Genomic DNA, 22744 nt, shown 5'->3' with positions numbered 1-22744 from the left:
TCTGTTAATTAACGACACCGACACTATGAAAAAATTAATTGTATTAGCAGTTTTTGCTGCAATACTTTTTGTGAGCTGCGACGACACCCGTAAAACATTACACGATAACTATTTAGAATTTGTAATGCATACTGACAGTCTTGAGGTCGTTCACGAGGCGATGACTGTTTCTCACGAGCAACTTAAAGCAGATACCAGAACCTTAAGCGATAAATTGAAGGAAGTTGAAGAAACCGATTCTATTGCGATGGCTGATCTGCAAAAGCATCAAATGTTGCTCAAACAACAAGCCGAAACGTTGAACAAACTCAAAAGCACCATAGAAAGCCACAGCGAGCTAAAAGCTTATTTTATGTCAGATAGTATTACTGTAACCCAAATGGAGCAACAGCTTACAGATATGGAAGCGAACAATGAGGAGATTGCAGCGCGTCTCAATCAGATCAAAACCGAATTGAAAACTATTGAAGCCGAGCAAGAGGCTTTAAAACAAACTTCAGATAAATAATAAGCAATTACCCTATTGTTTTTTTTATCGTTCTCTAAACAGAATCACTAAAATTGAAAAGTCCGTTGAAAATAAATTCAATGGACTTTTTTCATTTGAAAAGTGCAGTTTAGATTAAATTCAAAGCGGTTTTTAGTAACTTGAAAATCGTAAACTACTTCGAGGCAGACCCGCGAAGCATTAAACTAAAAAATACATTTTAAAACGAGATAAGTCTTGGAACATTTAAATCTCGATTATCGAGTAAAATCAATCAAAACATGAAAATCAAAAATCAAATCTTAAGTATAACAGCTGCACTTCTCTCTCTGAGTGGTTACTGCCAGATCGATCAAGTAGATACCCGGTTGCTGGACGAGCCGGCTATAAGCAAAGATCATATAGCTTTTATTTATGCAGAAGATCTTTGGGTAGCTAATAAAGACGGTTCACAACCGCGCAGGCTCACTATAGATGAAGGTGTTGAATATAACCCGGTGTTTTCACCTGATGGTAAAACAATCGCTTTTAGCGCTGAATACGATGGTAATATGGATGTCTTTACCGTTCCCACCGCAGGCGGAGTGCCTACCCGATTAACCTGGCACCCGTATCCTGATTATGTTCGGGGTTTTACCCCAGATGGCAAGCACGTACTTTTTGCATCACAACGGGCAATTTTCACCAATAGATACACAGAACTTTTTACAGTTCCTGTTAATGGTGGTCAGGCGGCAGAATTAGAAATCCCTAATGCCTTCTGGGCAAGTTATTCTAGTGACGGAAAACACATTGCATACACTCCAATTCCTGATCGTTTTAACCAATGGAAACATTACCGCGGCGGCGCACAGACGCGTATATTTATTTTTGATACTGCAACTCAGGAAATTGTTGAAATCCCAAAACCAGCTTCAGGAAGTAATGACACCCAACCAGAATTCTTAGGGGATCTGGTTTATTTTAGAAGCGATCGAGATGGCGTATTCAATTTGTACAGTTATGATATCAACACCAAAAAAGCTGAGCAATTAACTGATTTTAAAGACTATGGCTTACAAGATGTTTCGATATCTGAAACCGGGATTATTATTTTGGAACAAGCGGGTTATTTACACACTTTTAATCCGGCTACAAAAACTTTAAAAAAGCTGACTATTGGTATTGCTACAGATTTGTTAGAATTACGTCCGCGCTTTGTGAGTGGGAGCGACTATGTGCGAAGCGCCGGTATCTCTCCTACAGGTGCACGTGTTGTTGTAGATTTTAGAGGTGAAATTGTTACCGTACCGGCAGAAAAAGGAGATGTTGCTAATTTAACAGAAACTCCGGGTGTTCACGAGACCTTCCCTAAATGGTCGCCAGACAGCAAGTCTATCGCTTATTTCTCTGATGCAAGTGGTGAGTATGAATTGCATATAAAAAATCAGAACAGTCTAGATGAGGCTAAAGCCATCCAATTAGATGGCACTGGTTTTTATGCCCATTTACACTGGTCTCCAGATAGTAAAAAAGTGGCTTATGTAGACAACGGAAGAAATCTATATATCACAACAGTTGCTACAGGTAAAACTGAAAAAGTAGCGCAAGATATCTTATATCAACCGGCAGATTATCGAGATCTTTTCGGGAGCTGGTCTGCAGATTCTAATTGGCTAGCTTATACCTTGATTACCGAAACTAATTTTGAACAAGCCTATATTTTTTCGCTTAGCGAAAACAAATCCTATCCTATTTCAGACGGCCTTTCAAATGTTACCGAACCTACATTTGATCCAAGTGGAAAATACCTTTATCTAACCGGCTCTACAGATGCAGGACCGGTTGTGAACTGGTTTGATCAATCTAATCAGGATATGGAATCTTCAAATGCACTTTATTTAATCACCTTACAAAAAGAGGTGAAATCTCCTTTTGCTAAAGAAAATGATGTAGAAGTTATTGCTGAAAAAGAAGAAGAGGCTGAAGAAAAAGAGGATAAAAAGGAAGAAATCCCTACTTTAAAAATAGACTGGGATGGTATTATGAACCGTATGGTTTCAGTACCTGTAGGAACAGGACAATTTGGTTCGTTAGCTGTACCAAAAGAAGGGATGTTGTATTATTTATCTTACCCTTCTCACGATGGAGCAACTACTATGCATCTCTATAATCTTGCAGAACAAAAAGATGAGGAATTACTTGAAACCTACTCCTTCGAAATTTCCGCCAACGGCGAAAAAATGCTATATGCCGATTCTGGCAGTTGGTTCGTTTCAGACCTTGGTAAAAAAGCTGACAAAGCTCCCTTAAATTTAGAAGGCATTCAAGTTAAAATTGATCCTAAAAAAGAATGGAAAAACATCTTTAATGAAGCCTGGCGTGTAAACCGTGATTATTTTTACGATCCAGCAATGCATGGTGTTGACTGGGATGCAATGAAAGAAAAATACGAAATATTTGTACCTGATGCTGCTGCAAAAAGTGACTTGTATCGCTTGATGAGTTGGATGTTTGCAGAACTATCTGTAGGGCATCACCGTTTTGATTATCGTGGGGATAACAGAGTGGAGAAAGAAAGCATAAGCGGTGGTTTACTGGGTGCTGATTATGTTATGAACAATAACCGCTATCAAATTTCAAAAATATACGGCGGTCTCAACTGGAATCCGGATCTGCGTTCTCCACTTACAGAACCCGGAGTAAATGCGAGTGTAGGTGATTATATCATCAAAGTAGATAGTAAAGAAGTGACTGCTTCAGATAACCTGTATCGTTTCTTTGAGAATAAAGCCGGCAAACTGGTAACGCTTACTTTAGCTGCAAATGCGAACGGCGCTAATGCTCACGATGAAGCAGTAACAACTATTGCTTCTGATCGCGATTTAAGAAACCGGGATTGGGTAGAAGGTAATATTAAAAAAGTAAATGAAGCTACAAATGGTCAGGTTGCTTATGTCTATGTGCCCAATACCGCTACTGGGGGTCACGAGTATTTTAAACGGTATTTCTACCCACAAGCCGATAAAAAAGCGATCATTGTTGATGAGCGTTTTAACGGGGGTGGTCAGCTGGCTGATTATGTGATTGACCTGCTCAATAAGCCAATGCAGAGTTATTGGAATTTCCGTTACGGAAAAGACATGAAAGCACCCAGTGCTTCGATACAAGGGCCTAAAGTGATGCTTATTGATGAAACTGCCGGTTCTGGTGGAGATTATTTACCGTATTTATTCCGAAGAAATAAACTGGGAACCCTTGTGGGTAAACGTACCTGGGGCGGACTCGTAGGCGTTTTGGGGTATCCGGAGTTTATAGATGGTGGAATGGTAACCGCACCAAACGTAGCTTTTTATAATGAAGAAGGTTTTGGAATTGAAAATGTAGGGACTCCACCCGATGTGGAGGTAGAACAGACTCCCAAAGAAGTAATTGCCGGGAAAGATCCACAGCTTGAAAAAGCGATTGAGATCATCTTAAAACAACTGAAGGAGAATCCACCAAAAACGTTGACTACACCTCAATATCCGGATAAAACGAGAAATTAATTTTGAAATCAAGAAAACCTGAGCAGCCGCTCAGGTTTTTTTATACTAATTAGCATTCTCATTTATTATAGAAAAGATAAATCCATAATGTACGAGCTAGTTTAAAATTGAAAGTACTCGCAAGTATAATCACTGCCACTACAATTAAAAATGCAGTCATTAACGAGGTATTGAAAACAAAGTGCATAAGTACAAATATCGAAAGAAATTCTGCAACCGTAATTCCATAACTCACATACATAGCACCTATAAAAAAACCCGATTCTTTTTCAAATTTTAAATTACACGTTTTACAATGTGTATGCATTTTTGGCACGTGAAAGGAAAACAACTGATGATTGGATTCAAAAATAGCTCCTTCTTTACAATTGGGACATTTAAACTTTAATATCGTAAGTAAACTCATAATTGTCCTTTTGAATTATTTTACAAAGGTATTCTGAAGATGGTATTCCTGTGTTAGACCGAAGACGTACTTTTTTGTACATTTAGGACATACATCTGGTTATGCAAAAAATTCCGATACTAAAATTAGAGACCTTTGATAACTCATTTACAGACTCTAATTTTTATGCAAATGATTTTGCGAAGCACATAGTTACCAATTCAAAACTGGTACACAAGCCCCACACCCATAATTTTTATTTGTGTGTCCTATTTACAGAAGGAATGGGTACGCACGAGATTGATTTCACCACGTACCCCATTCAAGCCGGTTCGGTTTTTTTTCTCAGTCCCGGACAAACGCATTTTTGGCAATTTGAGACTCAACCTCAGGGATATTTTTTTTTTCATACACTTGAGGTTTTTGAAATTACGCTTTCAAAACAGCGTCTTGAAAATTTTCCTTTTTATTATTCGGTAAACAATTCTCCTACACTTACTCTGACTCCCTTTCAATTAAAAGATATCACAAAAAGATTTGAAGAAATTTACACCGAATACAGCACTAAGAAACTTTACAAAACTGAAAAACTAACGAACCTGATCAATCTTATTTATATTGATCTTTCCCGTCTTTATATTCCGGAAGAACACGTATTTGAAAGTTCAATTTCAGCTACCTACTTCACTATTCTCAAGTCGTTTGAAAAATTATTGGATTTACAGTTCAGAAGCGAAAAATCAGCTTCATTTTATGCAGAACAGTTGAATATAACAACAAAACACCTCAACCGGATAATCAAAACTATTTTAGATAAAACCACAACCGATTTAATACACGAGCGTACGCTTCTGGAGGCCAAGAGACTTATTGTACATACTGAAAATTCGTTAAATGAAATTTCAGAAATTTTAGGTTTTGAAGATTATGCCTATTTCTCGCGTATTTTTAAAGCCAAAACCAATCAAAGCCCCAAAGCTTTTAAAAATCAATATGCTCATTAAACGATACCTTATGCTTCGCACTTTCTTACTCGCAATTTTGTTTGTCGGCCTATACGAAAACTTAACTGCCCAATCTGATTATGAAAACAAAATTCTTCAATTTCAAAAAGACCTTAATGCAGAATATAAAAATCCAGAGGAATCTCCGCTAACTCCGGAAGAACAAAAAGTTTTTAAAGGACATCAATTCTATCCTATCGATTCCACATACCGGGTTATGGCTCAATTTTACCGTATTGAAAATCCGGCAACAATTGATTTTGCGACTTCTTCAGGTAAGATAAAGCAAGAAGAAACCTATGCAATTGCTTCGTTTGAATTAGATGGAAAACCTTATCAACTTACTATTTATCAAAGCCCAGAATTACGGGAAACTGAAGAATACCGGGATTATCTTTTCTTGCCATTTACAGATTATACCAGTGGTGTAGAAACATATGGAGCCGGGCGCTATATTGATCTAAGAATTCCTGAAGGGGAAACGATTGTCATTGACTTTAATAAAGCATATAATCCGTTTTGCGCGTATAGTCCTAATTACTCCTGCCCCATTCCACCGCAAGTTAATGATCTAAAAACAGAAATAAAGGCGGGTATACGAGGTCCTGAAAAACATAAGTGATTTAATAATTGCCAGAGGGATATCTCAACAATAATAAAATCAACTGAGATAAGCTGCTTTTTTATGGACTGCCTATTAATTTTTATAGAAATAGATTTGTCACTTAATCCTAACGGATATACTCCGCACGCCTATAATCCTTTTTAAAATCTTACCAATCGGCATATAGGGAAAAGATGCGTGATTTTATTTTAATTTTTCGCATAAAGAAATCTACTTTACCTATCCGCTTTCAGAGTAATCCATAACTGCTGAAGTTCTATATAAATACTAAAATCACATGTAGTAAAAAATAAGATGGAAAAGCTTTAAAGTCTTATCTCTGGACAGTTTGTTCCCATAAATCAAAACGCACCTAAAGCATCTAAGGAAAAGTTACTACTCCCCAAAATACCAAAGATGCGTTTAAAAAAAAATAGCAAAGCTAATTCTCCGGGAAACTCTTATAATCCGGTTGCTATTCGATTATTCAATCTGTATTTCGAAAGTGAACGTAGCCTGTACTGACTTTCCGCTTTCATATTCATAAATCAAAGCCTGCTTGATCGTATAGGTATCTCCCGTTGTTAAGCGACTGGGAAACTGCCCAATACTGAATTTTAATCCGGCCTCATCAAATTCTGAAAATAAATATGCGGTATCACCCCAACTTACTACATCGCCAGCCGAACTAAACCAGTGCCCATAACCATTTGCTGTGGTTTCTGAAATCAAATTCCCATTACTGTTTATAGCATAAAATTTAATAGCACCTCCAATATTGGCCGTGATTTCATTGGTAGAAAGCTGAAAAGCAGTGGCTAATTGATCTGCATCTACAGCTACCGTTTTACCGGAATACGCTTCGGCATCTGCAGGAAAAGTAAGATTATACTTAAAGTCTTTAGACTCCGGCGTTTCTTCTCCCGATGAATCAACATAACCTAAAATATTGGTATTGGTAAATTTTACCGAATAAGGCCATTCTTTATCATTGCTGTTATCATCATCCCACGCGTGTGCACTATACTGCGTAGGCGCACCGGTAACCACCAGCCATAATTTCGAACAATTTTCGGGCACCGTAAAACTGTATTCACCTTCGGCAGAACTTTGCATCGTTCCGTAAACACGTTCTCCTCCATTCTTAAGTGCAACAAAACCATAACGCCATCCTGCTATCGAAGCATCTACCGTATTGAATCCTGCTGCATTAGCTAGGCCTTTGAAGTTTACCTGAATTTCTGTATTGGCTTCTGGTACTTTAAGTGGAATCACATTATATCCGGTTGTTTGCGGGGCATAGGTTTTAGCCACCATATGCGTACCATCTTCGCCTGTGGTGTAATCAAATTTTTGAGTTCCTATATAATCTTCTCCTAAATCGCGGAGTTCGTCAAGATCCCAGGTAACCATTTTGGATGCTGCATCGTAGATCTCATCATTTAAGGCTTCAGTATCAATACCGGTTAAGCGCATATAAGCCTGAATCGGATCTTCGGGCTGTTCGGCTTCACGCCATAAACGGCCTATAAAATCCTGCCCATGCAATTGAGTCCAGTAATAATGGATGAAATAACTGGCATACCGGTAGTTTTCATGATGAAGGTGTTTATTGTAATTCTCGATATAAACACTAAAATCATAAGCTGTAAAAACCTGTGACGGAAAAGCTTTAAATGCCTGCCACTGGGCCGTTTGTTCCCAGAAGCCATTGCCACCATTTCCTCCAAAACCATAACGAAAACCGTGACCATTACCTAAATCGGCAAACACTTGATATTGAAAACAGTGACCTATCTCATGGGCCAATGTATGTCCTGCGGGTTGTGTAGTCCCGGGACTAATCCATAATGCACCAATAACATCATCATAACCAGCTCCTGTTGCCAGCCACTCATCCTGATAGTAAAGGAAAATCATCATCTTGTAGGTGTTGAGCTTGGTGTTTTCCAGATTCAAATCTGCAAATTTGAGCTGCTCTACATTTAAGGTATAAAACACTTCGGCCTTTTCCAGAAGATTGTCAATGTTAACACGGTATTGCTCAGGGATTGTAGTTGAGCCAGGGTCTACATCATTATATTTTGCGTCCCAAAAGATGATGAAATGTTCAGACTCGCGGCTGCGATCAAAACTCCATGTACTGGAATCATCTTCATAATCCATATCACCAAACTCTTGAGGTTTGTATATCTCAAAATCTGATTCCACAGGTGGCTCTTGTGGATTTTCATCTTCTTCAAAAGATTCTACTGTGCAAGACCAAAGACTAAAGACTAAAACAAATAATGTAAGAGTTCCGTTAATTTTTTTCATATATCAGCTGTTATTGATTGAATCACTTCAAAATTAACAGGCTTCTAAATCAAAAAATCATATAATCTAAACCGGTATTAAACATAAGTTAACCTTTTTAACAAAACCTAAAATCTTTTCTAGAAATATAGCTCTACGCACTCTTCATCGCTTTCAGCTCTCTAAAATCCTTTTTCAGCAAACTTGTTAAAATAGTTGCTGTTTGTTGTGCTGCTAATTCAGGATCAAGTGCTGTATCAGAAATACCAGATACCACACGGGTAATATCGTGATCTACCCAACGCTTTTGTGACCAACTTTTTGGAGGTGCCGCTGTGAGATAGGCTGAGTAATTATGATGTCCGCTGCCGGGGCGCTCACCTATGATGTGCACAATGGCTTTATTTTGCCGGCCTCTACTAGTTCCAAATAAATGCTCTCCACAGGCGTAACCGGCACGTACGCGTCCATGGGTTACGACCAGATTTTTAGTACTGATGCTTAAACCAGCATTTTTCAATTCTTCTTTTAGTGTAATCAAAAAAGGTTTTAAATGACCTTCATCCATCAAAGCTCGAGCATTTAAACCATCAGAAATGATGATTTGTACATCTGGAACTGCAGACCAACTTTGTCGTAATTTTTTGAGCTTGCTTGTGGCATTAAAGGATAGTTCTTCACCACTCTCGGGATGATATACATAGTCTTTGCGATCTTCAGATCGTGTGGTGATCAATAATGCATTTTCAATACTATTTGCAAATTGTTCAGCCATTGGCGTCCATAAGCTTTCTTTAGCATCCTCATAAAGCTTCTTAACCTCAGCTTCGAGTTGTGGATCTAAATCCCAAATTTGGTCTCCATATCCTTCTGCAATTGATACACCACGATTTCGTATTTTCTGGAGTTGAAGTGACGCTTCCTGATCAATTTTAGCTTTGCTTCTGGAATCACCTTTTGCTTGTCTAAACTTATAATACACCCATTTTGGGTCTCCAAAATGTTCAGTGGGCTTTCCTTCAGCATCTATAATTTCTAGCTCTTTAAAGAATTCCCACATCGCATCATTTACTTTATAACCAAATTTTTCGCGTATGCGTACGTGATCTGCAAAGGAGGTCGTCAAATAACTCAACATAGGGTCATTTTTAGTGGGTAGTGCCATCAGATATGCAGGATTAGCGGGCATCAGCTGCTCAATACACCAACTCAAATCATCTAGCGAAATGTCCATATGCAAGGTTGAACAAATATCGAGACCTATAGTAAGGCCGTGTAACTTACCCATCACTGTATCTTCTAAACAACAACGTACTAATTGTTCTCTAGTCTTAAAAACTTCAGGACCTATAAATCCTGCAACATCATTTACATGAACCCAGGGTTGGGGTCCTTTCGGGGTTTGTTGTTTGAGTTGTTCTTGCAAAGCCCGAACAAAGCCATATTTTCTAGATTCGTGTAAAACCATATCAAAACCGGCTCCATGACCGTTTGTAAAATCAGCTCCCTGACCGGTTTCTGCATACAAGCCATATTGCGCGTTACGCAGCTTCGTATACTTCTGCATCTTTTTTATAGTCACATCAAAAGTTTTATTGGCTGCTACTGTACCGGCAAGACTTTGAAACCAAATACCTGTGGTCCCGGGTTGACTTTGTTCTACTTTGGCCTGCACATCTATATGAGAAAGTACGCAGTTAGAAAGCGTTTCTTCTAAACGGAACGTTTGCAAAATATCATAAAGAGTAGCTTCAATTTTTGCTACAGAAACCGGATCACCTGATACCGGATTAGTACCCAGAACTAAATCACCTACCGCATAAGACCAGGCATCAAAAACCTGCCATGCAATGTCATCCGGGTGGTCTGTTGGAGAATTAGGCTGTACGCGCGCGCTCAAGTAGCCTTTACTCCCAATCTTACTTCCCGCTAAAGGGTTGAACACTTTCTGACCAACCAGAATCAATTCTTCATTAGACATCAATTTAACCACACAACCTATTACGTCGCTAGAAAGTGCCGGCATAATACGCTTGATCTCAGCTTCCGGTTGTTCTAAAATAAAGGTTTTTAATTCTCCTAAAGTGAACTCTTGAAGTGCTGAAGAAGGAATCTGTGTAGTTTGTTGCACTAGGTTATACAAGTCATCCTCGTAGATTAAGTGTGCATCTATGGCCTTAACTTTGGTATTACCCAAGAGTTCACGAGCCGTTCTTCGAGATTCTTCATCCGCCGCTGCAAGACCTAAAGTGAGGTCGCCTTCTTTAAATTCGTTTGCTGCACCAATTATTTTTCGATACAATTCAAAATCTAATTTATCTTGATTTCGCTGAATGTAACTGAAAATATCTTCACCATTTTTTGCTGGATCAAGCTTTACAGAATTTAAAGACTCACCTTGTTCTCCTGCAAAATTACATCCATTAAAAAGTAGTGTTGCCGTGCTCATAAGACCCATTTGAATTAAAAAATTCTTTCTAGAAATTGCTTCCATAGTAAATTGTTCATCTACTTAAAGTTAGCTAAAAAGTAATCGGGCTTTGTTTGTAATGCGTTAAATCGATCTGATTTTGTGGATTTTATAAAATAGATCGTCTGTATTATCATATATGAAATTTAAAACCTCATTTAAACAAAAAAAGCCCTAAAAACTATTACAGTTTTAGGGCTCTTCAAAATATAAACCGACAATTTAAAAGTTAGTTTTTAAACTTAATCAAGCTTAGTTACCAGTTCAACGTTTAAATAGTACATATACTCAATACGTGCTGGTGTAAACAAATATTGATTTTTATTGGTAATAGGTGTGCTTTTCCATTTGTTCGCCACAGGATAAATTTTAAGCTCTTCTGAAGTACCAACCAAACTCAACGGAAGATTAAATTCAGGTAAAGAATTTACATACCTGTATTTAATTTCGTGATGCTCTGCATCAACATACAGTTGTAAAGTAGGAATATCAGTTGTGGTTAAATAGTGTTGAAAAACATGCGAATAATCAAACCCGGCTTTTCTGGAAACATATTCCTGCACCTGTTTGCCATCAACAGTTTGGTTATGAAAGGTCTGATTCAAACCCGCCAGTATATTACGAAATAGCGGATCATTATTAATACTGTGACGAATGCTATGCAGCATATTCCCGCCTTTTGGATACATATCTCCACTACCTTGTGCATTCACTCCATATGCTGGAATAATTGGTGTTTTGTTACCTATTCCCTGACGGATGCCGTAATTGTAATCATTTGCAGCTTCTGGCCCGTAATTATAATCTATAAAAAGTGTCTCGCTGTAATTGGTAAAACTTTCGTGTACATACATATCAGCGAGATCGTTTGTGGTAATGTTGTTACCAAACCATTCGTGACCACTCTCGTGTATGATTATAAAATCCCAAGTCAAGCCCAGACCGGTACCAGATCCATCACGACCTCGATATCCACCTGCATAGTAATTTCCGTAAGAAACTGCAGATTGATGTTCCATCCCGGTATTATCAACTTCTATAAGCTTGTAACCGTCTTCGTAAAACGGATACGGTCCAAACCAGTATTCAAAAGCATTAAGCATACTATGCACTTCTTTTGGCATATAGTCTTGAGCTTTATCCAGATTGTAGTCCAACACCCAATAGTTGAGATCCAGATCACCCTTAACTCCCGGGTAAACCTCTTTAAAATTCTCATAATGGCCAATATAGGGTATGAGTGTATAATTACTAATTGGGTTCTCTACACCCCATTTGTAACTGGTTGTACCGTCCTTATGCTCGGTTTTATTCAATAATCTTCCATTTGCGATTGCGGTAAGCTCACCGGGCACACGCATTGTTAATGATGCTCCACGGTCTGGTTCATCACTCTGATGATCTTTATTAGGATACCAGATAGATGCACCAAGCCCCTGACAGGTAACGGTCATTAGAGGTCTCCCCTCTTTATCTTCGGAAAACGACCAACCACCATCCCAAGGCGGACGCACTGCAACATGCGGATTCCCACTAAAAAACACTTTCACTGTATGCTCAGAATTCAATTGCTGTGGCTCGGTAATTACCCAATACACATTTCCTTCTCGCCTAAATGTAAGCTCTGTTGAATCGTCAAAAAGAATACGATCTATAACAAGCGGTTCTTGCAAATCTAGTTGCATCACATCTGGATGCTCTTCCTGAACCACCTTATAAGTTATCTCATTATATCCGCTGGTATATTTAGTCTTATAAACCGGTTTTACAGCGATATCATAACGCATTACATCCCACCAAGCGCGCTCTGGTGTTATACTCCCGCGTAAAGTATCTGCTTTTGTAAATTGCTGAGCAAAACCTGCAAGGGAACAGAGGCTCAGACTTGTAATGACTATTAATTTCTTTATTCTCAAAATTTAGGGTTTTAGAGTAATACTAATCGCTTTGTTTTTTAATGGAATTTTATAAGCTCCTCTTACCTGATTATACTTGAGCTTATAGCCTTCCGGAAGGTTTAGATACGCATCTGAAGTATAAACATCTTTCGCAGCTAGCTTCAGTATAACTTCTTTTGTTTTAGTATTATAAATCACCGTTTCAACCTTTCCGGCATCAAGGGTTATCCATAATTTTAAAGGCTGAATGAACACTGCATTTTTAGCAGCCGTTGTTAATTGCATGCTCAATTCATTTTTAGATTCAGAAAGATTTCCACCGAAAGCTAAATAACCTAAATCTTCATCCTTAACCAGATAGGCAGAAGAATTAACGGCATATCCATAAAAATTAGAACCATAATCCCCTGAAAGGTAATCAATATCTAACGTAGAAGGCCAACTGTGGAAAGCTGCCGCTCCAAAACCATCTTTAGTAATATTAGCAACCGAACCCAGTAAACCACCATAACCTACTTTTAATAAATGTAGATCTTCTGGATTCTCGCGATAAGCATCTAAAACAGGAATTGCATTCAAGCCAGAACCGTAATGATGTATTTGTCGCTCTACGCGAGAAAGTTTACCTCCATACAAGAAATCCCAGTAACGACGGGCGTTACCGTTATATGCCCAGTGCGGCATTGTTGGCATATAGGCTAAAATGGCATTTAAAGTCACTGCTGCTTTTGCATCATAACCAAAATAATCTGACCACATATAAACCTCTTCCTGACCGGTAGAATCCCATGGCATTTCACTACCAAAAGGATACGCCAAACTCTCCCAGTGATCAGTACGCTTTTTCATTTCAGCTTCTAGAACTGTCGCTTCTTCTTCAAGATTTTCTCGTTTTAGATCTTCTAAAACATATAAAAAAACGGAGCCTTCCATCTGCCCAAACTGCGCATAATACGGCGCATGATTAACCATTGCTAAAGTCGTTTCATAAGCTTGCTCCAGATACCACTTCCAGTCTTTTTGCGTTACCAGATTTTGATGATATCGTGATAAGCGATAAAGCGTCCAGTAAGCAGCTACAACGTGTGGATAGTTATAAGATCTACCAGGGTCTGCTGCACCTTCTTTATTCCAGGCAGCCCAAGTTTTCCAGTTAATTGTATCATTATACGTACCTGCCGGCATCTCTTCTGGCTCGTAATAGAAAACACTTTTACGCACACCGTACTTATGCTCGCCCTCATTATTTTGCAAAACTCCCCAAACGGTTTGATTTACAAAATCTTCTAATTTTGCTACTTGTTCCTGATCAGGTTGAATGAGTTCTTTCATTGCTCCTCCTAACCAACTTCCGGCTCCACCTTCGTCACTCAAACCAGCAATCCAGGCACGAGAATCCTGAGTTACTTGTCTCTTGTTTTCATAATCATAAGAGATTAATGATGGTGCTCTATTAAACACATCGGTATCGTCATCAAACCATTGCTTTTCATATAAGAACTCACCAAAATCAGAAACGAGTTCTTCTTCTGCTTTGATTACTTTATAATTAATGGTTTGCGTTTTTCCATCTGTATACGTTAAGTTTAAACGTGCTCTCCCCCATTGGTTTCCGGTAACTTCGTAAACGATATAACCGGTTTTGGTATTCTCTAATTTTTCTACCGAAAGTAATCCTTTAGGTTCAATTGATACTGAAGCGACAGCTGCCTTGTATTTTAAAAACAGCTTTGCTTTTACATCCTGCGGAAGTACATAACCAGGAGCACTAACAGCAACCGGAATCTCTTGCTCTGTCAAGGTTTCAGAAACCTGCTGAATAGATGGAGATAAGGTTAATCGTATGGAGAACGTACGGGTCTCTTCCGGGTTTAAAACTGTACTTGTAGGAGTGTTCCACTGGTTTACACCTTCCCACTCGTTAGTAGCATAAGCTTTACTTAAAGACATCCACTCGTGGTAACCTTCAAAAACAATACTGCGTGGTGTAAGATCATCTAACAACGGGCGGTAGGCTTCAAATGGCATATTCTCTTCAGGAAGCACTAAAAGCACTTTACCCTTTCCGTCTAACTTTTTAACTTCAAGATAACCTGCATCCTCTCCGATATACGGATCAAAAAACACATTTTTAGCGTGAGCTTTCTCCAGAGAATTTCCTTCTAAAATGTTATTAAAAATCATTGGGATTCCCAGCGCTCCCAACTCAATTTTGTGATCAGTTGTATTTTTAAAATCAAAAGCTAAGATCAGATCTCCGTCTTCTACTTTATAATATCTAATAATTTCTAACGGAAGACCTTCTGGCAAAGTTGCCGCTAAATCTGCAGCTGCAAGTGCTCCTGCTTTTGTAAAGGCTTTAACCGGCTTGCGCTGGTATGCGGTAGAATACAATTTCCACGCTTCTGAATCTGCATTCCGAATTCTAAAATTCACATCTCCTAACTGGTATAGGCTATCTCGAGATCTGATAGCCAGGCGATCTCCCGGAGTAAAGTCAAAATCGGGATTTTCTTTTGGGGATAAAGCTGCGACTGTTTGAGACGCTTTAACCAACTTTAAAATAAACTGGGTGGTTTCATAGGTTTCAAAGCCCTGCTCCAAACCTAAAGTAGAATCTTTAGCGGTAATTTTATCCCAATATCCCTGGGCGTTGACTGTGCTTGCAGCACATAAAAATACAAAGAGAAAACTCTTTATAGTGTTCTTATAGTTATTCATGCGTATGTTGATTTCTAATTTAATTTGAACTTATAAATCCCTGCTGATTCCTTTCTGATCGAAATACTGTTATTATTGACTTTAAATGCTTCTTCTAAAAGGTAAATACTCGCTTTATGCGCCACATCATTATAAACCATATCATTTTCACCGGTAATGATAAATGCTTGTCCTTCATCATCAATTTGTTGTTCTAAAAAGTCCAGTTTCAATCTATATTCCTGATGGGTCGCATTAACTACCGAAAGTGTCAAATAATTTCCATCTTCGGTTAGGGTTGCGGCAATTTCTAAAGGTTGTGGTGCTCCACTAATGGCTACCGGTCTCGTACCAAACTCCTTGCGGTAAGTTTTTAAAACCAAACCGGTTCCTTCTAACCAGCTATCTGTATCTGTAGTTTTTATCGCTCCGATCACATTTACAGTTTGTGCATAATTTGCCATAAAATACATATCTGATTGGCGCGAAAATTCATTAAATCCTGCGGCGATACCCAGAGCATCTCTTAGAAAATATCTAGTTCCCAGCAAACCAAATTCATGCAAACCGTACCAGTAATTCCACTCGTCTAGTGCTATTTTAATAGTTCGATCTTTAATCTCAGGGATTTCCCTTCTGGCACGTTTGTGCTCTTCTGCAATTTCTCTAATCGCATCAGGCATTTGTTTTACATGTGTCAATAGACCCCCTGCGTGCCAATCCTGGCGGTAAAAATGCTCACTGATATAGGTCGTATTTTCTGCAGTATGGGAGTACATCATATCATTCCATGCTCCCGGAAAACCTACAGCAATCAAGTCTATATCGGGATCTACAGCCCACATTGCTTCAGCAACCTTATTATGCTTTTTCACATAGTCTTCAACAGGCATATGACCCAGTTGCCAATCGCCAAACATCTCATTCCCTACTGCCCAAAGCTTTACATCGTAAGGTTCTGCATGACCATTTTCTGCACGCCAGCTCCCCATCTCTGTCGAGACATCGCCATTAAAATAAGCGACTTCATTAGCAGCCAATTCTGCATCTCCCAGACCGGTATTTACAGCAATATTAGCTTCTGCATTAAGAATTTCACAAAGCTTCATAAATTCGTGAATTCCCACATCGTTGTATTCTAAACCATCCCAGGCACGTTCATAACGTGTAGGTCTTGCATCGGGATTACCTATACCGTCTTTCCAATCATACCCGGAAACAAAATTCCCACCCGGCCAGCGGTAGATAGGCGCATCCAGTTCTTGTAATAAAGCGATCACATCAGGGCGGAAGCCGTCTATATTATCGTTAGGCATTAGTGAGACTGCGGCAATTGTAACGTTACCGGCGCCTTCAAAAGAAATAGTTAGCTTTGCAAGATCTCCAAAATTTGCAGTCGGTTTCAGTTCAAATTCTTTGGTAATAAAATTTGCACTATTAGAATTCATTAAACCTATAGAAATTGTTGAATAAGTTGATTCTAAACCAATTTTGACGTCCGTAATATCACCTTCTGCTTTGTAAACAATACGACCGCTATAAGATTTATCAGCGTATAAGGAAATAGAGTCCTGATAAATAAGAACTGAATCATCTTTGATATCAAAAACAGGAAGTGGCATTTCTGAAAACCCATTTTTAGCATCTAAAGCAATCTTGGTTGTATCTATTGTCGTTTCCCATGGAGAATCGCTGGTTCCGGGCTTATGATAAAATTTTCGATCAGATAGCATTTCAGCCCATAGACCACCATAGATAGATTTACCCATATGCTCTATAAACTGTCCGTAGATATAGGGAGACATGGGCTCTTTTTCTTTTGATAAATCTATCGAAATTGTCGGTTGCAAAACTTGAGCAGAGATTTCTTCAACCTGAATTTCCTTAAAATAGGCTTTACCTTTTGCAGGGCCACTCTTACCCAATATACAGGCAATAATAAAACTATCATCACCTTCAGAATCAAATTCCATTGTTACAGGTGTCCAATCTGTTGTACCCGTAAAAACCGTATCGTTCTCAATTTCAAAATTCCCCAAATCAAAACCTGCTCCCGCTCCCGTTTTTTCTGCGAATACATTTTCGGTTTTTATAAATCCGGTAACTTTATAATGGGAATATGGTTTAATATTAACCTTCTTAAATATACGTCCTGCCTGAAGCGTATCGTGTGTAATTATCAAAACACGGGTCTCTGAATCGGTTAAACTAGTATCACTGTAATTCTCCTGATTACTCCAGTATTCGGTTTCCCAATCGGCATTCTTAAAGTTTTGTGTAGTGGCTGGTGAGAGAATTTGTACAGTATCTGTTACAGCTGTCTTAGAACAACGCAATAATAAACAGAATAGCAAAAAAAATAAAGCCTTACGCATAAATATCAGTTTAATAAGTACCATCTGGAGTTAAATATTCAATATAACATGTTGCCACTAAAACAATCCTTATAAATAATCTTCGCATAAAAGATAACTTATCAAGTAAAGTCCCTACACTGAGAAGTCTATTGACTGCTTTTAGTCATAATTATATCTAATTGATAAAATAACAGATTTTTACAACAATAAAATTTGCCGATATTAGCTGTAGATTGTTATATATTACCTAAAAATCACCTATGACTATTCCGTTGTAGTTAATAATGTATCAAAACAAACAGAAAACGTTATAATAAAACGTTTTAATCAAAATGAAGATTCTGTAAATGTTAAAGTGACCTTCTAATGGTCTATAAATAACCAATATTGATATTATATTAACCCTAAACTTGACCTGTATCTATTTTTAGTGCAAACTTTATAGCACAATTGTTACAAATCATGAAAGTTCTCCCATTTAAAATCCCTAAGCCCGGAAAAGAAGCTCTAGTCTATCAAGAAGATCACGAAGACCGTTTTTATGACAAACTTCATGAACATGAAGAAATACAAATAAGCTATATCGCAAAAGGATCTGGCAGTTTGATCTTGGGTGATACCATTAATGAATATCACGAAAATGACATACTTGTTATTGGTGAACACATTCCACACGTTTTTAAAAGTGATGACAATGCCACCGATAAATCAATTATGTATACACTCTTTTTTACTAAAAACTCTTTTGGTAAAGAATTTTTTAAACTAACTGATCTTACCGGAATTGATAACTTTTTCAACGAGGCAGAATACGGAATGAAAATCTCTTCTAATTCTGAAGAACTGATAAGAAAGTTCTCCCGTTTAAAGAACCAAAACCGCATTGAGCGCTTGGCCACTTTTTTACAGATACTTGACCGCATTCAACAGTCTGATAAAGTGCCTCTATCTTCTTTTGTATACCACAAAAAATATACAGAAATCGAAGGAAAACGAATGAATGATGTCTATGAGTATACGCTAAATCATTTTCAGGAAAACATCACATTAGACACGATTGCAGAAGTCGCTAATATGACAAAGAATGCATTTTGCCGTTATTTTAAAAAGCGAACCAATAAGACCTTTTTACAGTTTTTAATCGAATTGCGAATTGAACATGCCTGTAAATTGCTTTATAAAGAGCGGGAGCTCTCTGTTTCTGCAGTTTCTGAGCTTTGTGGGTTTCAGAACATAGCTAATTTTAATAGAAAATTTAAAGAGCTTAAGCACACTACGCCCACGCGTTATCGTATCAATGTAGCTTAATTGATCTTTAATAATAGTTGAGGATCAGGACAATTCTCCTGATAGAAAGGCAGTTTTTTTTGAGTAGAAACTCCTGGATAATCTCCCGCATAATTCTCGATATCTTTTATGATCTGAAAATGCAAATGCGGACTGTAATCACCGTTTTCACTTGGTTCCCCGAGGTGAGCGATTAAAGCTCCTGCTTTTACTTTTTGACCAAAAGATAATTTATTTATAGATTCTCGCGATAGATGCCCATAAAGGGTATAAAAGACCAAATCTTCAAATTGGTGTTTTAGCACGATACACGGGCCATAATCACCATAGTTACGGTTATCTTTAAAACTATGTATAATGCCTTCCAAAGGTGCTAAAATTGCTGTACCGGCACCGCACCACACATCAAGCCCCAGATGAATGTTTCGTTTCAAATCTGGGTTATCATTATTAAAATAAATGCTTCGGTCGTAGATGCTTCTTTTCTCTAAATACCCACCGTAAGCTACCTGACCACCGGTCTTAGCTAAAAAAGTTTTGATGTAAACCTGTATCGCTTCCGCAGAAGTGGTATCAACTTCTTCTAAAATTGTATTGGTCACTGAAAGATCTAAAAAACGATAGGTATGAGCCTTATAAGCTGCATCCACCACAGGAGTAAATGTAGTAGTCAACTTAGCTAAACGTTCTAAAAAAACTGCGTGTTCCATCGCGCCAAAAATACAATTATCACACAACTATAAGGCATAAAAAAGTCCGTTCTGGCAGGAACGGACTTTAAAACAATTAAAACTAAAACTCAATTAAGAACAATATCACTGTACTTAGATGATATTGCAATTATACTGTCTGTATTACGGGATTTATAAAAACCGTTAACCATACTGCTGTTATAGCCTTCCATCACTTTTGCATCTAAACTTTTAGGGTAGTTTAAGCGGCTGCGGACACCGTTAAAATTAAAATGGAACGGTGTTTCCGGGAGATTAACTACCACATCGCTATTCTCTACACTAATATTTAAGGTCTTAAAATTCTTGCCTAATTTAGGGATAGATAACTCTCCAAAACTTCCGGTGATCACAGCGGTGTCTTCTAATTCTTTAATAACAATACTACTTGCACGAGAATCTATATTGATGCTTTTTACTTTTTCTATCACACAATTTTTAAGGTAACTGGCTCGTAAAGTGCCGTAATCCCAAGATGCTACATCCACCGGGCTATATGCTACATTGATCAAGGTCTTATCTCCAGAAATAGTCTCTGCGATAAAATCACCGTGAGCCAGATTCACACGTGCATTAGTAGCCGACTCAATCTGAATATTACCGTGACGCACATTGAGATCTAAGCGTGCTTCTTTAGGCATATGCACAATTATCTTGCGCTTGTATGAACCTTTTGGTTTTGATGCTGTCACAGCAGGAGAATCGCCACTAAAACTATAGGTCATTTGAGTGCTCACATTCCCATTAGCATCACGGGTAACCGTTTTCTTTAAACTCCCGCCTTGCTCTTCTGCCATTTGTTGCAGTTTTTGAGCAAAATCATTGCTCCATCCTTGCATTGCTTTACCTACATTTTGACCCATAGCGGCCATATCACTTTCTAATGCCCGGCCAAAATTAGCTCCTAATGCTTCCGCAGAACCACCAAACTGCTTACCAAAGCGTTCTCCCCAGGCTTTCATATCATCACCAAAATCATCTCCCCAGTCCTCTATATCCTTACGCCATTTTTCTACCTGATCAAGATTTACGTTAGTACCGTATTTCTTATTCATAGCGGTTACATAGGCTTTTTTATTCTTGTTATATTGCGCACTGTCAAAACTCATCTCTTTTCCGAAAGGAGATTTTGGCATGCCCAAAAGGCTACTGCCTGCAAGACCTTGACCAGCAGCTACTTTTTTCTTGTTGTTTTGCTCCCACTTTTTCATTACCACATCAAAGTCTTCACCAAAAGTCTGTTCTACTTTACGCTTGTATTGCTCCAGATATTTGGTGCCATCACGTTTGTACGCCTGGTAATCAAAAGAAATCGCATTCATTCCTTTATAATATTCAGCGGGTAGTTGCATTGAAGAAAACTGCTCAAGCATCGGGCTGATCATATTTTGCATTACCGGTTTCATCATCTGCATAGAAGATGAAATGAGATCGTTTACTCCACGCATTTGCGTATTGCCTAAGGCTACAGTAACCGCTGCAGGTGCTCCCCTGCTAATGATGCGTACTCCAGAGCTATTGCCCTGAATGCTTATTTGCCAGCTTTCTAAAAGCTCTTCGATTTCTTCTTTAGAAAGATCTTCAGATTCTATAATCGCTTCTACTGCTACTTCATTTTTGTTCCAGTCATCAAAAACCACATCTGCATATTGTGTATCTGCAATAATCGCAGCATCAGAACTCGTAGAAAAACGCTCATCAAGCTTCGTGGTCTTGGTCTGTGCAATCACCTGCGGAATAACACAAACAGCAGCTAAAAGGGTTACATAAAAATTAACAATGATTCTCATTATTATAGGGTGTTGGTTTGAATCTCACTAGATTGAGATTCTTGTAATTCGTTTAATTTTTCTTTCAATTTGGTCAAAAGATCCAGACGGAACTGCAGGTTATCTATTAAAGCCTGTATGTTCTGATCATTTACTCCGGTCTCTACTAAATCTGCGTTGAGACGATCGTATTCTTGGTTCAATTCTTCTAGCTGCCCCATAAAGGCATCTACAATTGCTTTGTTGTCTTCCGTTACGTTGAGTTGGGCCAGTTCCATATGAATACTCGCTAAATAGCGATCTTCAATCTGCTTGTATTCTGGTGAAAAATCACTCAGTTGAACCTTAGTGGTTTCTGTAGCTGCTACAGAATTAGCTTCTACTTGTTCTGGTTCTTGGGTAGTACCAGACAACGGGTTTTTAAGCAATAAGCCTGTTACTGCAATGAGTACAACAAGTACTGCAGCGATTTTCATCCAGAGATAACCTTCTGCCTTTGCTTTTTGTTGTGTGCCAAAGTTAGCATCAAGCCGCGCATTAAACCGCGCTTCATGACCTCTCTTAAGCCCTTCAGATGGAATGCTTAAATCATTCTTAAACAGTTCTCTAATATCCTGTGCCATGATATTTTGTTTTTAATTTTTCCTGCAATTTTTTCTTTCCGCGGTGAACCAGCGTACGCGAAGCTACCTCGGTTATTTCTAATATTTCTGATATTTCCTGATGGTCATAGCCTTCTATTAAGAAAAGCATCACAGCATAGCGATACCGTTCTGGCAATTCTTCAATAGCTTCTTTGATCTGATCTAGCGTAATCCCATCATCTACAGACCAGTCATTATACTCATCTACAGTACCTAATACTTGTTCGTTGATGGCAACCAGTTCTAGTTTTTTGGCCTTCAGCATATCGATACTTTTATTGATCACGATACGTTTTAACCAAGCTCCAAAGGTTACTTCACCATTGTACTGATGCATCTTGGTAAAAGCCTTTACAAAGCCTTCTTGCATAGCTTCTTCAGCTTCAAACGAGTTCTTCAAAAACCGAAACGCCACGTAGTACATGCCTTCGCTGTATTTGTTATACAGCTGCATCTGCGCCCGCCGGTCGTTTTGCTTACATCGTTCAAGTATTTCGGTAATTTGCAAAATGGTATTTGGTTAGTTGCTAATTCCTTTTATAAAGACGAACTGATTTCGTCTGCGTTGCAAAATTGTAATTAAATA

At 38.3% G+C, this 22744-nt stretch carries 15 protein-coding genes; 5 read left to right on the top strand and 10 right to left on the bottom strand.

What is annotated here, in order from left to right; translation table 11 throughout:
- The first annotated feature begins 25 nt into the window (after positions 1-25).
- Both DSM03_RS10060 and DSM03_RS10055 read left to right on the top strand, forming a co-directional pair.
- Positions 26-508, top strand: a complete 483-nt coding sequence (locus DSM03_RS10060) for a hypothetical protein (protein ID WP_128760387.1) — start codon at positions 26-28, stop codon at positions 506-508.
- Between the two features lie 260 nt (positions 509-768).
- Positions 769-4014 carry a S41 family peptidase gene (locus tag DSM03_RS10055; RefSeq protein ID WP_128763137.1) on the top strand — a complete coding sequence of 1082 codons (3246 nt, stop codon included), beginning with the start codon at positions 769-771 and terminating at the stop codon, positions 4012-4014.
- 58 nt (positions 4015-4072) lie between these two features.
- On the opposite strand, the gene DSM03_RS10050 is transcribed toward DSM03_RS10055, so the two are convergent.
- Positions 4073-4420: a DUF983 domain-containing protein gene (locus tag DSM03_RS10050; RefSeq protein WP_236638761.1), complete on the bottom strand. Its 348-nt coding sequence runs from the start codon at positions 4418-4420 to the stop codon at positions 4073-4075.
- 101 nt (positions 4421-4521) lie between these two features.
- On the opposite strand from DSM03_RS10050, the gene DSM03_RS10045 reads away from it, so the two are divergent.
- A complete protein-coding gene (locus DSM03_RS10045) occupies positions 4522-5403 on the top strand; it encodes an AraC family transcriptional regulator (protein ID WP_128760384.1) in 882 nt (293 codons plus the stop codon).
- Between the two features lie 10 nt (positions 5404-5413).
- On the top strand, positions 5414-6025 hold the full coding sequence (locus tag DSM03_RS10040; protein WP_128760383.1) for a DUF1684 domain-containing protein: 612 nt from the start codon (positions 5414-5416) through the stop codon (positions 6023-6025).
- A gap of 465 nt (positions 6026-6490) precedes the next feature.
- Here DSM03_RS10040 and DSM03_RS10035 read toward each other — a convergent pair whose 3' ends face one another.
- The 5 genes from DSM03_RS10035 to DSM03_RS10015 all read right to left on the bottom strand — a co-directional run bounded on the left by DSM03_RS10035 (position 6491) and on the right by DSM03_RS10015 (position 17745).
- Positions 6491-8323, bottom strand: coding sequence for a DUF4859 domain-containing protein (locus DSM03_RS10035; RefSeq protein ID WP_128760382.1), 1833 nt, complete (start codon positions 8321-8323; stop codon positions 6491-6493).
- 133 nt (positions 8324-8456) lie between these two features.
- Positions 8457-10796: an ethanolamine ammonia-lyase subunit EutB gene (gene eutB / locus DSM03_RS10030; RefSeq protein ID WP_128763136.1), complete on the bottom strand. Its 2340-nt coding sequence runs from the start codon at positions 10794-10796 to the stop codon at positions 8457-8459.
- Positions 10797-11014: 218 nt separating this feature from the next.
- The gene (locus DSM03_RS10025; RefSeq protein ID WP_236638760.1) at positions 11015-12688 is read right to left on the bottom strand and encodes a M1 family metallopeptidase; all 1674 of its coding nucleotides are present in this window, start codon (positions 12686-12688) and stop codon (positions 11015-11017) included.
- A 3-nt stretch (positions 12689-12691) separates the two neighbouring features.
- Positions 12692-15391 (bottom strand): DUF5695 domain-containing protein, encoded by a 2700-nt coding sequence (locus DSM03_RS10020; RefSeq protein ID WP_128760380.1) that lies wholly within the window; start codon positions 15389-15391, stop codon positions 12692-12694.
- 14 nt (positions 15392-15405) lie between these two features.
- Positions 15406-17745 carry an alpha-L-arabinofuranosidase C-terminal domain-containing protein gene (locus DSM03_RS10015; RefSeq protein ID WP_128760379.1) on the bottom strand — a complete coding sequence of 780 codons (2340 nt, stop codon included), beginning with the start codon at positions 17743-17745 and terminating at the stop codon, positions 15406-15408.
- A gap of 444 nt (positions 17746-18189) precedes the next feature.
- Between DSM03_RS10015 and DSM03_RS10010 the strand changes: the two genes are divergently transcribed.
- Positions 18190-19035: an AraC family transcriptional regulator gene (locus tag DSM03_RS10010; RefSeq protein ID WP_128760378.1), complete on the top strand. Its 846-nt coding sequence runs from the start codon at positions 18190-18192 to the stop codon at positions 19033-19035.
- On the opposite strand, the gene DSM03_RS10005 is transcribed toward DSM03_RS10010, so the two are convergent.
- From DSM03_RS10005 to DSM03_RS09990, 4 genes are all read right to left on the bottom strand, one after another.
- Complete coding sequence (locus tag DSM03_RS10005; protein WP_128760377.1) at positions 19032-19724, bottom strand: peptidoglycan DD-metalloendopeptidase family protein; 693 nt, start codon at positions 19722-19724, stop codon at positions 19032-19034. The two genes, DSM03_RS10010 and DSM03_RS10005, sit on opposite strands and share 4 nt — an antisense overlap.
- An 89-nt stretch (positions 19725-19813) precedes the next feature.
- Positions 19814-21535, bottom strand: a complete 1722-nt coding sequence (locus DSM03_RS10000) for a hypothetical protein (RefSeq protein ID WP_128760376.1) — start codon at positions 21533-21535, stop codon at positions 19814-19816.
- A 2-nt stretch (positions 21536-21537) separates the two neighbouring features.
- Entirely contained in the window at positions 21538-22137 is a 600-nt protein-coding gene (locus DSM03_RS09995; RefSeq protein WP_128760375.1) for a hypothetical protein, read from the bottom strand.
- Positions 22121-22612, bottom strand: a complete 492-nt coding sequence (locus DSM03_RS09990; RefSeq protein ID WP_128760715.1) for an RNA polymerase sigma factor — start codon at positions 22610-22612, stop codon at positions 22121-22123. Before DSM03_RS09990 ends, DSM03_RS09995 begins: the two co-directional genes overlap by 17 nt.
- Between the last annotated feature and the right edge of the window lie 132 nt (positions 22613-22744).

Source organism: Leeuwenhoekiella aestuarii, from assembly GCF_004104055.1.
GTDB lineage: Bacteria > Bacteroidota > Bacteroidia > Flavobacteriales > Flavobacteriaceae > Leeuwenhoekiella > Leeuwenhoekiella aestuarii.
The sequence above is the reverse complement of the archived record's forward strand: the minus strand, read 5'-3'. Positions and strand labels throughout refer to the sequence as shown.